This window comes from Terrilactibacillus tamarindi, from assembly GCF_009718825.1.
Taxonomy (GTDB): domain Bacteria; phylum Bacillota; class Bacilli; order Bacillales; family Sporolactobacillaceae; genus Terrilactibacillus; species Terrilactibacillus tamarindi.
Genome location: NZ_WNHB01000016.1, coordinates 23346 through 38165, shown reverse-complemented (window position 1 = coordinate 38165; position 14820 = coordinate 23346). Strand labels below are relative to the sequence as shown.

12 protein-coding genes, 1 other RNA gene and 1 other annotated feature are annotated in these 14820 nt (G+C 37.9%); of the genes, 3 read left to right on the top strand and 10 right to left on the bottom strand.

Features of this window, described 5'->3' with window-relative positions:
- Positions 1-141: 141 nt before the first annotated feature.
- Positions 142-564: a cysteine metabolism transcriptional regulator CymR gene (gene cymR, locus GMB86_RS10580; RefSeq protein ID WP_141190017.1), complete on the bottom strand. Its 423-nt coding sequence runs from the start codon at positions 562-564 to the stop codon at positions 142-144.
- Complete coding sequence (locus GMB86_RS10575) at positions 509-1216, bottom strand: YczE/YyaS/YitT family protein (protein ID WP_230459085.1); 708 nt, start codon at positions 1214-1216, stop codon at positions 509-511. The genes cymR and GMB86_RS10575 overlap by 56 nt, the downstream gene beginning before the upstream one ends.
- Before the next feature lie 442 nt (positions 1217-1658).
- Between GMB86_RS10575 and GMB86_RS10570 the strand changes: the two genes are divergently transcribed.
- From GMB86_RS10570 to GMB86_RS10560, 3 genes are all read left to right on the top strand, one after another.
- Positions 1659-2996: an AAA family ATPase gene (locus GMB86_RS10570; protein ID WP_155219576.1), complete on the top strand. Its 1338-nt coding sequence runs from the start codon at positions 1659-1661 to the stop codon at positions 2994-2996.
- Between the two features lie 8 nt (positions 2997-3004).
- The gene (locus GMB86_RS10565) at positions 3005-3142 is read left to right on the top strand and encodes a hypothetical protein (RefSeq protein ID WP_155219573.1); all 138 of its coding nucleotides are present in this window, start codon (positions 3005-3007) and stop codon (positions 3140-3142) included.
- A 124-nt stretch (positions 3143-3266) separates the two neighbouring features.
- Positions 3267-3983, top strand: a complete 717-nt coding sequence (locus GMB86_RS10560; protein ID WP_155219570.1) for an RsfA family transcriptional regulator — start codon at positions 3267-3269, stop codon at positions 3981-3983.
- Positions 3984-4596: 613 nt separating this feature from the next.
- Here GMB86_RS10560 and ssrS read toward each other — a convergent pair.
- From ssrS to recJ, 8 genes are all read right to left on the bottom strand, one after another.
- Positions 4597-4785: non-coding RNA, 6S RNA (ssrS, locus tag GMB86_RS10555), on the bottom strand.
- Positions 4786-4913: 128 nt separating this feature from the next.
- A complete protein-coding gene (gene aspS / locus GMB86_RS10550) occupies positions 4914-6689 on the bottom strand; it encodes an aspartate--tRNA ligase (RefSeq protein WP_155219567.1) in 1776 nt (591 codons plus the stop codon).
- Between the two features lie 15 nt (positions 6690-6704).
- Entirely contained in the window at positions 6705-7970 is a 1266-nt protein-coding gene (gene hisS, locus GMB86_RS10545; protein WP_329602881.1) for a histidine--tRNA ligase, read from the bottom strand.
- Between the two features lie 165 nt (positions 7971-8135).
- Positions 8136-8358 (bottom strand) — a binding site (T-box leader).
- A 113-nt stretch (positions 8359-8471) separates the two neighbouring features.
- Positions 8472-8627 carry a hypothetical protein gene (locus GMB86_RS10540; protein ID WP_155219562.1) on the bottom strand — a complete coding sequence of 52 codons (156 nt, stop codon included), beginning with the start codon at positions 8625-8627 and terminating at the stop codon, positions 8472-8474.
- A 55-nt stretch (positions 8628-8682) separates the two neighbouring features.
- The gene (gene dtd / locus GMB86_RS10535; protein ID WP_155219559.1) at positions 8683-9138 is read right to left on the bottom strand and encodes a D-aminoacyl-tRNA deacylase; all 456 of its coding nucleotides are present in this window, start codon (positions 9136-9138) and stop codon (positions 8683-8685) included.
- 128 nt (positions 9139-9266) lie between these two features.
- Positions 9267-11444, bottom strand: a complete 2178-nt coding sequence (locus GMB86_RS10530; RefSeq protein WP_155219556.1) for a RelA/SpoT family protein — start codon at positions 11442-11444, stop codon at positions 9267-9269.
- Positions 11445-11902: 458 nt separating this feature from the next.
- Positions 11903-12415, bottom strand: a complete 513-nt coding sequence (locus GMB86_RS10525; RefSeq protein ID WP_155219553.1) for an adenine phosphoribosyltransferase — start codon at positions 12413-12415, stop codon at positions 11903-11905.
- Complete coding sequence (gene recJ / locus GMB86_RS10520; RefSeq protein ID WP_155219550.1) at positions 12412-14775, bottom strand: single-stranded-DNA-specific exonuclease RecJ; 2364 nt, start codon at positions 14773-14775, stop codon at positions 12412-12414. Before recJ ends, GMB86_RS10525 begins: the two co-directional genes overlap by 4 nt.
- Between the last annotated feature and the right edge of the window lie 45 nt (positions 14776-14820).

The window sequence follows — 14820 nt, the reverse complement described above, 5'->3', positions numbered from 1 at the left end:
AAATACTATATCAAGTCGAATTTTTTCTCAACTTAAAGAATTTTAACCTGCCATTTCATACAATGACAGGTTTCATGGTTTGCTTAATTATATATTGTATATGGATACATTTTGATAATCCAGTGACCCGACTTTTGATGTTTAAATATAAAACATGTAAGGATCTTGAACATGGGGATCATCATCAAAATGAATTAAATCATCTAAAGACGTTCCTTCAAGGACACCTTTAACCGCATCTCTGATTCGAACCCACAGCTCTTTCTTAGCAGGATCATCATCGTCCATAACTTCAACAGGTTGTATCGGTCCTTCAAGAACACGAATCACATCAGCCGCTGTGATTTCTTTAGGATCTTTTGTCAGTACATACCCACCATAGGCACCTCGAATACTTTTTACTAAACCCGCATTTCTAAGCGGTGCGATGAGTTGTTCTAAATAATGTTCTGATAAATGATTAGCCTCTGCGATAGCTTTGAGAGAAAGGGGGCCCTGACCTACATTTCTACCTAAAGCCATCATAATGGTTAGCCCGTATCGGCCTTTTGTGGATATTTTCAATGTGTGCACCTCTTCTCAAGATATGTTTCACTATATTTTCGCATATCGGAAGAATTTTTCCTACTACCGACCCAATAAACAAACCGAAAAGAATCGTTCCTACAGATACTGGGCCACCTAAAAACCACCCGATAATTAATACTAAGAGTTCCATTAATCTACGCGTTGTTGAAAGCTTCAGACCTGTAACCTCTGTTAAGTATAACATTAAAGTATCTCTAGGACCCGCACCGCGCTTAGCCGATATATAAATACTAATACCAATACCATTAAACGCTAATGCTATGCTAAGCATAATTATTTGATCACTTAAGAGAGACGGGGTTTTCATAAAAGGTAAAGATAGGAAGAAATCTAGCATGACCCCTCCTATAAACATATTTGCAAAAGCCCCTATTTGTGGTCTCTCTTTTTTTAATATGGCTGTAAGTCCAAGAATAAACAAACCGACGATAATCGACCATGTGCCAATAGTAAGACCTAATTTCTGAAATAACCCAATATGAAAAACATCCCATGGGGCGCTTCCTAAGCTCGCAGTGATCATAAGTGCAATTCCAAAGTTCATAATAACAATACCGATAAAGAAAACTGTCCAATAGACCAATTGTTCATACAAAAAACGATGACGTGCAATAAAACGAGCTTCCAATTAAAGATGCGCCTCCATTAATAATGTTATAGAATGAAATAATGAGTGAGCTTTGATCAGTTAGAAAATTTATTATTTTTTAATCAACAAAGAGCTCAATTTTATACCTGATTGCAGCTGTTAACCTCACATTAATGCCGTTGTTTTTTAGAAATTTTGAGATTGACTTTTTCTTTCTAGGATAAACTTTTGCTATTATAGCACGAAAGAATAGGAACGTATATGGGAAAAGAAAACTTTAACAAAAAAGTTTGATCATCATCTATTGAATTAAAAAAGTTGATTATATTCACACAATAATCAGGCGAATTTTTAAACAAAGGATGACTAATTTTTATAATAACTTTAGATAAAAGTGGCAAATGGTAGATAATATCTAACTTCACTATGAATTCCCATAAAAAATTAACTCTGCTAAAAAACAGATTGAAAGGTTGATAATATGGATTTATTTGATTTCTCTGATAGATCAAAAACGAATCGTGGACCTAGACCACTTGCTAGCCGTATGCGTCCAAGGTCCTTAGATGAATTTATTGGACAAGAGCATATCATTGGTCATGGGCGGTTACTTCGTCGGGCGATACAAGCCGACAAGCTCACACCGATGATTTTCTTTGGACCACCTGGAACGGGAAAAACGACACTCGCTCAAATTATTGCCGCATCAACTAAAGCGTATTTCACTAAATTAAACGCTGTGACGTCGGGAGTCAATGATATCCGAAAAATAATTAATGAGGCAAAAGATCGACTTAAATATGACGAGCAACGGACCATCTTATTTATAGATGAAATACACCGTTTTAATAAAAGTCAGCAAGATGCCCTCCTCCCTTCTGTAGAAGAAGGCACCATCATCCTAATTGGTGCGACGACAGAGAGCCCGATGTTTGAAATTAATGCTGCGTTACTCTCGAGATCACGATTATTTCGTTTTTTACCTTTAAGTCATGACGATATAAAACAAATACTTAAGAATACCCTTGAAGACAAAGAAAGAGGCTATGGCCATTATCATATCAAAGTGGATGAGGATGCGATGGAGCATATTGTTCAAGTTGCGAGTGGTGATAGTCGGACGGCGCTACATGCCCTAGAATTAGCTGTATTAACGACTCCACCTGACTCTGACGGAACCATTCATATCAATAAAGAAGTAGCCGAAGAATCGATTCAAGAGAAAATGCTTCAATATGATAAAAATGGTGATAATCATTATGATACCGTTTCTGCTTTTATTAAAAGCATGCGTGGATCAGATCCTGATGCAACGTTATATTGGCTTGCAAAAATGATCGTTGCCGGCGAGGATCCTAATTTTATTGCGAGAAGAATTTATGTCCATGCCGCCGAAGATGTTGGACTTGCTGATCCAAATGCTCTTCTCATTGCACAAGCCGCTGCGTACGCAGTTCAATATGTCGGTTTTCCAGAAGCTCGCATCCCTCTTAGTGAAGCCGCTCTTTACATTGCTACTGCCCCAAAAAGTAACAGTGTGATCACGGGGATAGACCAAGCTATACAAACCGTAAAAAATGAAAAAAATGGTGAAGTGCCTCGTCATTTACGAGATGCTCACTACAAAGGGGCGAAAAAGTTAGGTCATGGGATTGACTACCAATATCCTCATAACTTTAAAGATGGGTATGTTCCACAAGACTATTTACCTCGGCATCTTAAGAATCGAAGCTTTTATAAACCTGTCAATAGAGGTTATGAGAAATCGATACAAAAACGACTTGACTATTTTACCCAACGAAAAAACGAAAAAAAGTGAGGAATAAAGTGCGTGTTCAAAAAGGGGACAAATTAGAAGCAAGAAGGTCAAGGCGGCGCCGTTTTGAGGACCGGAATGTAGGTGTTTACTACATGAGGACCGGAAAAACAAGCCAACGCCGAGATTCGCAACTTATCATTTGGTAGCTTTTTGAACAACCTCTAAATCTTGTTTATAAACTCTTTTAAACACCAAATTTACCAATACAGTGTATAAAACTCTCTTCTTTTGTCAATATTTCTAGCAAAGACAACAGAAGGAGCGGTCAGAATGACAAAAGTAAGACAAGATGCATGGTCACATGAGGATGACCTCCTATTAGCAGAAACCGTATTAAGACATATCCGAGAAGGTGGGACCCAACTTGAAGCTTTTGAAGAAGTTGGCGACCATCTTAATCGTACTGGAGCCGCTTGTGGTTTTCGGTGGAATGCTATTGTTAGAAGAAAATATGAGCAAGCGATTGCGATTGCAAAAAAACAAAGAAAGCAGATGAAGCGGGCTGAATTAAAACAGGCTAAAGCCGCTCGAAAATCAACTGGGCTTCGCCGTCAACCTGAATTTTATACAGAAAGTCTTAATCTCGACGTTGAAAATAAAAGTACGTCAATTCAAAATACATTAACAGATTCTCAAGTAGTAGAAACGGAGTCTTATCCTGTTGAACCTACTTCAATACAGTTACATGACGTGATTCATTATTTACAAACACTAGATTTGCATGGCCAATCAAGTGATAGATTAACAAAAGAAAATCAGCAATTAAAAGAAGAAAATAGCAAGCTAACCAACAAGATAAAAGACTTAGAAACTCAAATAGTCAAATTAAAAGAAAAACAGTTAACCATAGAAGAAGATTATCAATCACTCATTGGTATTATGGATCGTGCAAGACGGATGGTTGCTTTGAAGGACGATGAGGATGAGTTAATGGGATCCACCTTTAAAATGGACAAAAACGGTAATCTTGAAAAAATTGCCCGTTAAAGAGTCTTTATTAAATTAACTCATATTGGAAAGCTTTCAGAGTTGTTTGGCCTTAAGCCATCGACAAAAATATTTAAACCGAAATAAAAAAACTCCCTTAATTTTGGGAGCTTTTTTAGTGTTCACATCATTGAAGATACTATTTTTAATTTCAGATTGTCGACAAAAGGTATCGAGAGCACGCTCTTAGGTGCTTTTGTTTAATTTCTGTATATGAATGGTAGGAGAAAAGCTTGATTTCCGCTCCACTTGCTTTCCGGGGGCGTTCGCCGAGCCTCCTCGTCGCTAGCTCCTGCGGGGTCTCGTCTGTAACGCTAATCCCCCAGGAGTCAAGCGCCTTCCGCTCCGATCAACTAGTAATCAAACAACTTGCCATGTCCAAGTTGCTAGTTTCTTTAAATTTATGGTAGTAAAAGTAAGCGTCTCCTGCATAGACAATTTAATTAGCCGCCCGCGGAAAGCATCCAACCGCAGCGGCTTACCAGACTGATTCTTTTACACCTTATTTTAAAGTAAAAAAGACTGTAGACATACTCGAAATTCTCGAGATTGTCTACAGTCTGAATTTATATCTTTACTATTAGATTTACGTATTTATAAGTAATAGAAAAACAAAAGTCCCATTATGTGCCGTCTTTAACAACCGTTGTTTTGAAACCCGCACTCAGCAGGTGGGTGCCCTGTCCCATCATTCATACGTCCTCGTAGTTCAAGGCATGTATTCCTGATGAAAACACAAGCTCCCGATCAAAAATATGTTCGGTCAAAACATAGCGGTCTCTGGCGAACACTACAGGACTCTTGTTGCTTGAATAAAGCATAGCACATGCAATCTTGCATATCAAGGGAATACCCTTAGGTAAAAATGGCTATTTTTATGGATTCAATTGATGAAAATTTGTCCCTTTTGCTCATATTAGTAAAAGATGATCATTTGGTTATTTTAGGTTTGTCTATTTCCAGGCTCAATTCTTTGAGTTGATCTGGACTCACTTCACTTGGTGCATTGGTCAATAAGCATGATGCACTTGCTGTTTTAGGGAAAGCAATCGTGTCACGCAAGTTCGAACGACCAGATAAAATCATCACTAGACGATCTAGGCCTAAAGCAATGCCGCCATGTGGAGGCGTACCATATTCAAAAGCATCGAGCAAAAAACCAAATTGTTCAGTTGCTCTTTCTTTTGTAAAGCCAAGTGTTTTAAACATTAATTCTTGAATATCACGTTGATAAATCCGCTGTGAGCCTCCACCAAGTTCGTAACCATTTAAGACAAGGTCATACGCTTGCGCTCTTACTTCACCTGGTTTTGATTCTAATTTTTCGATGTCTTCCATCATTGGCATTGTAAATGGATGGTGTTCAGCAACGTAACGTCCCGCCTCTTCGTCATACGATAGCAACGGGAATTCTGTTATCCAAAGGAAACTTAAAACCGATTCGTCAATAAGACCAAGATCTTTCGCTAATTTCACTCGAAGAGCACCAAGGCTATCAGCAACGATTTTTGCCTTATCAGCAACAAATAATAAGAGGTCGCCATTTTCTGCTTGAGTTTGAGCGGCCATCTTCTCAGCCGTTGATTCATCAAAGAATTTACTGATAGGTCCTTTGAATCCTCCCTCATCAACTTTGAGCCAAGCAAGTCCTTTCGCTCCATAAGTGCTAACAAACACCGCAAGTTCGTCTATCGCTTTTCTAGAATAAGCCTCAGCCTGCCCTTTTACATTAATAGCTTTTACTTGCCCTCCTCCGAGTACCGCTTGTTGAAAGACTTTGAACGAGGAATCCTTTACGATATCTGATAGGTCCTTCAATTCCATGTCAAAGCGAATATCTGGTTTATCACTGCCATATCGTGCCATAGCCTCTCTGTGAGTCATTCTTAAGAATGGGGAAGTCACTTTTACCCCTTTTACTTCATCTACAAGTTCAACCATCAGTTGTTCCATCATAGACATAAAGGGTTCTTGTTCAAAGAATGACATCTCGATATCGACCTGAGTAAATTCTGGTTGACGGTCCGCACGTAAGTCTTCGTCACGGAAACAACGAGCAATTTGATAGTATTTTTCCATACCTGATACCATGAGCAATTGTTTAAATAGCTGTGGTGATTGAGGAAGGGCATAAAATTCGCCAGGATGTACGCGACTAGGCACTAAGTAATCACGTGCCCCCTCTGGTGTACTTTTTGTCAAAATAGGCGTTTCAATGTCTAGAAATCCTTTTTCATCAAGATATTTACGGATTTTCTGTGTAATCCGATGTCTCATTTTTAATGTTTCAACCATTTCTGGACGTCGTAGATCCAAATAACGATATTTCAATCGGACATCATCAGCCGTATCGACTTGATCTTTAATCGCAAATGGTGGGGTCTTCGCTTTGTTAATGATAGCCATTTCTTCCACCAAGAGTTCGATCGTCCCTGTCGACATTTTTTCATTAACAGACTGTGGATCACGTTTAACAACATGTCCGGAAACAGATATGACATACTCACTTCTAACTGTGTCAGCAATGATAAAGGCATCCGGAGCCGTTTCCGTATTAACGACAATTTGAACAAGTCCGGAACGATCTCTTAAATCAATAAAGATGACGCCACCCAAATCTCTTCTTTTCTGAACCCATCCAGCTAATTTAACTGACTTTCCAACGTGTGCTTCGGTTAACTCACCGCAATTCTCTGTACGATACATCTACGTCCACCTCATTTAAGAAATATGTTCTTTTATATAGCTAGCTAATTGCTGAATCTCAACTTCCTGTTGATTTCCAGTTTCCATTGTTTTAACGTTAACAACGCCTTTTTCAATTTCTTCATCACCTATAACAACCACGAAAGGCACGTTTAATCGGTCTGCTTGTTTAAACTGTGCTTTAATTTTCCGATCCATATAATCTTGATCACAAGATATTCCTTCTCGTCTCAAATTATATATAATGACGGGAACTTCTTGTTTCGCCCGCTCGCCAATCGTGGCTATAAAGCAATCGATTGGCTTCGGTTGACCAATTTCTACCTTTTCTGCTTGAAGAGCAAGAATAAGTCGTTCGATACTAAGTGCAAACCCAATTCCTGGAGACTCTGGACCACCTAGTTCGCTAACAAGACCATTGTAACGTCCACCACCCATTAATGTTGTAATGGCACCAAATCCCTCACCCATGACTTCAAACGTTGTGTGATTGTAATAATCAAGACCTCTGACAAGAGTTGGATCGACTACATAATGAATTTCCATAGCGTCAAGGTATTGACGAACGTTCGCAAAATAGTCTTTCGATTCATCATTTAAAAAATCTAAGATGGATGGTGCCGTACTCATTAGTGGATGATCGTGATCGACTTTACAATCCAAAATTCGCAGTGGGTTTTTCTCTAATCGAGCTTGACAATCACTGCAAAATTCATTTATCGATGGTTTAAAGTGATTGACTAAGGCTTCTTTATGTGCCTTTCGACTTTCAGGATCACCTAAGCTATTGATCACTAATTTTAGTTTTTTTAAACCGAGACCTTGATAGAACTGCATGGCAAGTGAGATGACTTCAGCATCAATAGCTGGATCCTTACTCCCGATCGCTTCAACACCAAATTGTGTAAATTGGCGCATTCTGCCTGACTGAGGGCGTTCATAGCGAAACATTGGACCATTATAGAAGAATTTAGCCGGTTGATCAGGAAGACCGTAGCGCTTATTCTCAACAAAAGAACGAACGACTGATGCTGTTCCTTCCGGCCGTAACGTTAAACTACGTCCACCTCGATCTTCAAATGTATACATTTCTTTTTGTACGATATCAGTCGTGTCCCCAACGCCTCTTTGAAATAAATCCGTTGATTCAAAAATAGGTGTCCGAATTTCTTGATAGTTGAATAAGTGGCATAATGCTTTAGCGTGTTCTTCTATCTTATGCCATAATTCGACTTGTTCAGGTAATATATCTTGAGTACCTCGCGGGATTTGAATCATTATTACTTCCTCCTTCATGACTTAAAAAATAAGCATCACCTAGGGTCTTAGATAACTTAGACTGTCTTGTTAGCCAACCTGCGATGAATTGATTCTTCATTCGTCACCGCCTTCTTATCAAAAAAGCCTTTAAATTAAAAAATCCCTTGCTTATCACGCGTGTGACAAACAAGGGACGAAAGGTCGATTCGTGGTACCACCCTAATTCAAAGCTTGGTAGAGCAAGCTTCCTTCCTCAGTTAACGCCTGATCACGGCCCCCCCTACTTTATTCAGGAAAGCACCTCAAAGAGTGTCTTTTCACTAGAACTGATCGGAACTGCTCTCAACCTATGGCATTCCTCTCTTGTGATCAGTTTATCCTAGTTACTTTTCTCTATCATCGGTATTAAGTGTTGTCTTAAAATAAGTCATTTTTTTCATCATACGAATGTTAACGAATCTTGTCAAGGGGGATAAAATGATCTCCCTTGAATAAACACTATTTTATATAATGATATAGCCGTTAAAAACGATGACTTTTTCTTTTTATCGTTCTGATATCCTCATATTTATGCTGACTTGGATCTATGACGGCATTATTTTCAACAAAAAGGGCCATTTTTTCTATTAGGGAGGCATTGATCCCCATATGATTCAATTGTTTATCATTACATCTCATAAAAACGATCCCTTCTTTATTACTTGATAATAAATTAGGATCGCCAAATCATCGGTTATTTAATCACTTTTTCTTTACTTTCAACAATTAACGTAAGAGGACCTGAATTAGTAAACGAAACATCCATCATAGCTCCAAAAACACCTGTTTCAACAGGAATCTTTTTCCCTCTTAAATAGTCATTAAAGGCATCATAGAGAGGTTCTGCGACGTGTGGTTTAGCGGCTTCCATAAAATTTGGACGTCTTCCCTTTCGTGTATCCCCGTATAAAGTAAACTGAGACACTGATAAAATGCTTCCTTTAATATCTATCACGGAATGATTCATTCGCTCATCTTGATCTTCAAAAATACGTAAACCTGCAATCTTATCTGCTACATACTTTATATCTTCTAATGTATCATCTTGTTTTATACCAACAAGAAGGAGTAAGCCTTCTTGAATTTGGCCAACTGTTTCTTGATTTACAATCACCTTGGCTTCCGTTACTCGTTGTACTACCACTCGCATAGTGTCACCTCATAAAATCTTTCTCTTTATCCCGCCTTAACGGCAAGTAAAGACCCCCACCTCGATTCTGAGTAGTCAAAGAAGATAGGTGGGGGATGAAGGAAACCCCCACTGATGGAAGCTTCACTTTATTGCATCATCCGTTTAACTGAATAAATTTCAGGTATCCGTTTAATTTTTTCGACGACCCGTCTTAAATGACTCGTATTATTGATCGCAATCGTCATATGAATATAAGCGACTTTGTTTTTATCTGCTTTTCCAGATACGGCATTAATCAATGTATGAGTCTCTGAAACCGTTTGAAGGACCTCATTTAATAAGCCATTTTTATCAAAACCGATAATTTCAATATCCACATTATACTGTTTTGATTTCTCGTCCACAATTTCCCATTCAACGTCAATTAAGCGCTGATCATTCTCTTCACCATGCGTAATGTTTGCACAATCCACTCGGTGAATCGAAACGCCTCGACCCTTTGTGATATATCCAACAATCGCATCACCTGGAACTGGATTGCAGCACTTTGATAATCGAATGAGGACATTGTCTACTCCTTTAACCTTGACACCGGATGTTGCTCTGCGGTGATTGGTATACGTGCTGACATCCGGAAATGATTTTAGGATTTCGTCAGGATTTGTCTCTTTCTCTTTACGTTCTTTCTCTGTCAAACGTGAGACCAATTGCTTTAAAGGTACTCCATTATAACCGACAGCGGCATATACTTCATCTTCCGTTGTAAAGCTATATTTACTTGCTACGTCTAATAAATTTTCTTCGGTTAAAATTGTTTTAGGATTGAATCCTTGTCCTTTTAGTTCTTTTTCAATAAGTTCTTTCCCTTTGATGACATTTTCTTCACGTCGCTGTCGTTTAAACCACTGTTTAATTTTTGCTTTTGCTTGTGAACTTTGGGCTATCTTGATCCAGTCTTGACTTGGGCCATAAGAGTGCTTTGAAGTTAAAACTTCAACAATGTCACCTGTTTTAAACTTGTAATCTAAAGGAACCATTTTTCCATTAACTTTGGCTCCTACCATTTGATTTCCAATTTCTGTATGAATGCGGTAAGCAAAATCTATAGGAACAGATCCTGCTGGCAATTCAAAGACGTCACCTTTTGGTGTAAAGACAAACACCGTATCTGAAAAGAGATCAACTTTTAATGATTCCATAAATTCACGGGCATCAACAGTTTCATTTTGCCATTCAAGAATTTCTCGGAACCAGGTTAATTTATCCTCAAAATTGTTATTGACGTTCTTTGTCTTACCTTCTTTGTATGCCCAGTGAGCTGCAATTCCATATTCAGCAATTTCATGCATTTCTTCTGTTCTTATTTGAACTTCTAAAGGATCACCTTTTGGACCAATGACGGTCGTATGAAGGGATTGATACATATTGGCCTTTGGCATCGCGATATAATCTTTAAATCGTCCAGGCATCGGTTTCCAATGTGTATGAATAATCCCTAAAACAGCATAACAATCTTTGATACTTTTAACCACAATTCTTACGGCTAACAGATCATATATCTCATTAAATTGTTTATGTTGATGAACCATTTTCCGATAAATACTATAAATATGCTTAGGACGTCCCGAAATATCAGCTTCAATATGAACATCCTTCACCATATTTCTGACATCTTTAATGACTTCTAGAACGTAAGCTTCTCGTTCATTTCTTTTTTGCTTCATGAGATTAACAATTTTGTAATATTGTTGAGGATTTAAATAGCGCAAAGAGATATCCTCTAGTTCCCACTTTATAGCAGAAATCCCTAATCGATTTGCTAGTGGAGCAAAAATTTCTAACGTTTCATTGGCTTTTTGAATCTGTTTTTCTTTTCTCATATACTTTAATGTCCGCATATTGTGCAAGCGATCCGCAAGTTTAATAAGGACGCAGCGTAAATCACGTGCCATGGCTACGAACATTTTCCGATGGTTTTCCGCCTGTTGATCCTCTTTTGATGTAAATTCAAAATGTCTAAGTTTTGTTACGCCATCGACAAGAAGAGCCACATCATCACCAAATCGTGCTTTTATATCATCAAGCGTTACAGCTGTATCTTCAACCACATCATGGAGAAATCCTCCAATAATTGTTTTAACATCCATGTTAAGATTTACTAAAATTCCAGCCACTTCGACTGGATGATAAATGTAAGGTTCACCAGACTTTCGATATTGTCCAGTGTGCGCTTTTTTTGCATATTGATAAGCCTCTTCAATTTCATCCACATTTTCTTGAGTTAAATAGGTTTTGGCTTTATCCAATATTTCTTCAATTGTCATATACACATCACCTTATAGGAAACTTTAGAAAAACATCATTTTTCAGTCTTATTATTTTTCTATATAGTAAAGATCTTCATTGCTTAGTGAATCACTTCACCGAATCGATGGTTTTTAACTAAAATCGACATTGAAAGCAAGAGCTATTCGGTAATAGTTAATTAAAACGATGGACTACTGTGATCAAATGAAGAATTAACAATCATAGGAAAAGAGTCCAATGATAAATGGACTTACTCGTTTAAGAAAAAACAGACAATTGCATTAAGTTTTGAAAGTAATAATGTTTATATTATCAAAGAAAAAGATATAATTGTAAAGTTTTTTTCATTGATATTACTTTATAATATTTTCCAAGACCTTTAGATTCAACATTAAAATGACGAATGCTCATCAAATGGGTAAAATAGTACCGAAAAGAGTGCTCTAAGCGAGCACTCTTTTTTTGCTTTACAATCTTAATTTTCCATTAAAGTAAATATTTCATAGTTTTGAAGCTTTTCTCTGCCGTTTAAATCGGTTAATTCAATTAAAAAGCAAAGACCGACAACAATACCACCCAATTTCTCTACAAGTTCAATCGTTGCTGAGATGGTGCCACCTGTTGCTAATAAATCGTCAGCAATAACCACTTTTTGGCCAGGCTTTATCGCGTCTCGATGAAGACATAACACATCTTCACCGTATTCTTTCCCATATGTAGCTTCAACTGTTTCCCGAGGCAGTTTCCCTTTTTTTCTTACTGGTACAAAGCCAATCTTGAGTGACGTCGCAATTGGACACCCTACAACAAATCCTCTTGCTTCTGGTCCAACGATGACATCCGCATGTAAACGATTAGCGTAATTAGTGAATTCTTCAATAGCGGATTGATAAGCTGGGCCATCTTGAAGCAACGGGGTAATATCTTTGAAAACAATGCCTTCTTTAGGAAAATCTTTAACAATTGCAATATAATCCCTATAATTCATATTTTTATGGTCTCCTTTTCGGAACTATCTTGATAAAGTTTATTATCAAACCACTCTTTTAACGATAGATATGAAGAATAGCTAAAGAGTTCTTCTACTTTGATTTGTTCACTATTACGTTGATAATATTTAGACTCCGTTAGAGGTTTTTTTTGAGGTTCCTTGTTTATAGTTAGGATTCCTTGTTCTATTCTAACAAAATCTAAATCACAAAACACGTTTATCATGAATTTCAATGTAGAAACGGACCATCCTTTATATTTTGCCACTCGTTCTATCGTTCCATTCAATGGAAAACGTTCTTCTTGACTGATATAAGCATATAGCCATTTAAACTGATCACGCGACGGTAAAGCTGAAAAATAATGTTCCTCTTTATGATGGAAAACAGCATAAATTCTTTCCACGCCTTTTGCCCAAAGGACTAATTCTTCCATTTGCTTTAGGCTGTCAGGAAGGTCGAGTAAGACTAAGTACTTCCCTTTTTTCGATGTAGTCTCTTTCTCGGCTAATATATCGGTTATTGTTATAATATCTTCTGCATAATCCTGCAAGCCAACTTCATTTATTGACTTTTTATTAAAAACCAAACAGATGCGCTTTTCAGCTGGTAATTCCTGAAGCCGTTGATGGAGTCGTTGTTCATTACGCCAATCAAACAGTTGCCATTCATCAATCTTCATGTCACGAATCATAAACTGTGGTTTTCTAAACCCGTTCCACTCATTAATTGTTAATTCACCGATGGCAGACACATTGGCTATTGGTGAGATTTCAGTCGAAATCCCGCCTAACCCAAAACCAATTCCATCTAGATTTGCCTCGACTCCATTAAAAACACATTTTAAATGATTTTTTGCCTTACCAATGGTCCTCAATTGTGATAGTTTCGTTTGCTCAAGTTGAAAAAAAGGTTTGGGGTTACTCACACCAAATGGACTTAGTTTATTGATCCATGTTATTAAGTCGAGGTTAATATCCTCAACTTGAAGCCTACAATCAATGTCTACTTGTGGAAGTAACATATCACTTGTTAAAACTTGTTCTGAATAATTGTTTAATTGATGCCTTAATTCATTTATTCGGCTAATTTGGATCGTCATCCCTGCCGCCATTTCATGACCACCAAATTTTTCAAAGAGGTCACCACATGAACTTAGCGCTTCAAACAGATTAAAGCCAGGAATACTTCGCGCTGATCCTTTTGCTAATCCTGTTGTTTCATCCATACTAAGGACTAGAGTTGGACGGTAGAATTGCTCTACCATTCTTGATGCAGCAATACCAATCACACCTTCATGCCAGCCTTTTCCTGCTATGACAAAAACCTGTTGATGTTTTGCCTGCTGCTTAATGGCCTCTATTTCTGCCTGAACCGTAATTTCATCAACGGCTGCCTTTCTTTCGATATTTAATTCATCTAATTCATGGGCCAGCTTATCTGCCTCACTTGGATTATCTGAAAGCAATAGTTCAACGGCTATTTTGGCATGTGCCATTCGACCAGCCGCATTTAACCTTGGCCCAATGCCAAAACCAATACTATCACTATCACATCCATCTTCAAACCCACAGATTGACCTGAGAGACTCGATCCCATGAAATGTGCCGCCATTGATCTGTTTAATTCCTTCTTTAACAATCCATCGATTTTCATCGGTTAATGGAACAAGATCACTAACCGTTCCAATAGCTGCCAAACTAAGCAACTTCTCTGGAAGTCGTCCATATAGCCCATGAACAAGTTTTAAAGCCACCCCAACGCCTGCAAGCGACGAAAAAGGATAAGTACACATTGTTTTTTTAGGATTAAGAATACAATAGGCTTCAGGTAAATTTTCTGGAGGTTCATGATGGTCTGTGACGATATAATCAAGACCAAGTGATTTTGCAAAGACAGCTTCATCATGAGCCGCAATTCCTGTATCTACCGTAATAATTAGTTTGATTCCATCTTTAGCAGCTTTTTCGATAGCCGGTTTATTCGGTCCATAACCTTCTCGAAAACGATCAGGTACATAATACGAAACATGAGCCCCTAAATTTTTCAAGCCTCGAACCAAAAGGGCTGTTGAGGTCACCCCATCGGCGTCATAGTCACCAAAGACTAAAATAGACTCTTCTTCTTTAATGGATTGATGGATTCGATCAACAGCTTCTTTCATGCCGTTCATCAAGAATGGATCATGGTACATTGAAGCTGGATTTTCTAGAAATCGTTTTGCTGCATCGACTTCCGTCATTCCACGAGCAAATAACAACTGTCCAATAATCTCAGGTACATGTAATTCATTAGCAAGCTTATTTGCTTTGACTATATCGATTGTTTTGGTATTCCATTTTGCACGTGAAATAAGCACGTTTTCATCCACCTTTACTTCCAAATATCAAGATTCGTAAATAAC

What these genes read in the sequence shown, in the direction of transcription:
- GMB86_RS10570 (WP_155219576.1), top strand. Translation starts at nt 1,659, where the DNA reads ATGGATTTATTTGATTTCTCTGATAGATCAAAAACGAATCGTGGACCT.
- GMB86_RS10560 (WP_155219570.1), top strand. Translation starts at nt 3,267, where the DNA reads ATGACAAAAGTAAGACAAGATGCATGGTCACATGAGGATGACCTCCTA.
- aspS (WP_155219567.1), bottom strand. Translation starts at nt 6,689, where the DNA reads ATGTATCGTACAGAGAATTGCGGTGAGTTAACCGAAGCACACGTTGGA.
- GMB86_RS10540 (WP_155219562.1), bottom strand. Translation starts at nt 8,627, where the DNA reads ATGAGATGTAATGATAAACAATTGAATCATATGGGGATCAATGCCTCC.
- dtd (WP_155219559.1), bottom strand. Translation starts at nt 9,138, where the DNA reads ATGCGAGTGGTAGTACAACGAGTAACGGAAGCCAAGGTGATTGTAAAT.
- GMB86_RS10530 (WP_155219556.1), bottom strand. Translation starts at nt 11,444, where the DNA reads ATGACAATTGAAGAAATATTGGATAAAGCCAAAACCTATTTAACTCAA.
- GMB86_RS10525 (WP_155219553.1), bottom strand. Translation starts at nt 12,415, where the DNA reads ATGAATTATAGGGATTATATTGCAATTGTTAAAGATTTTCCTAAAGAA.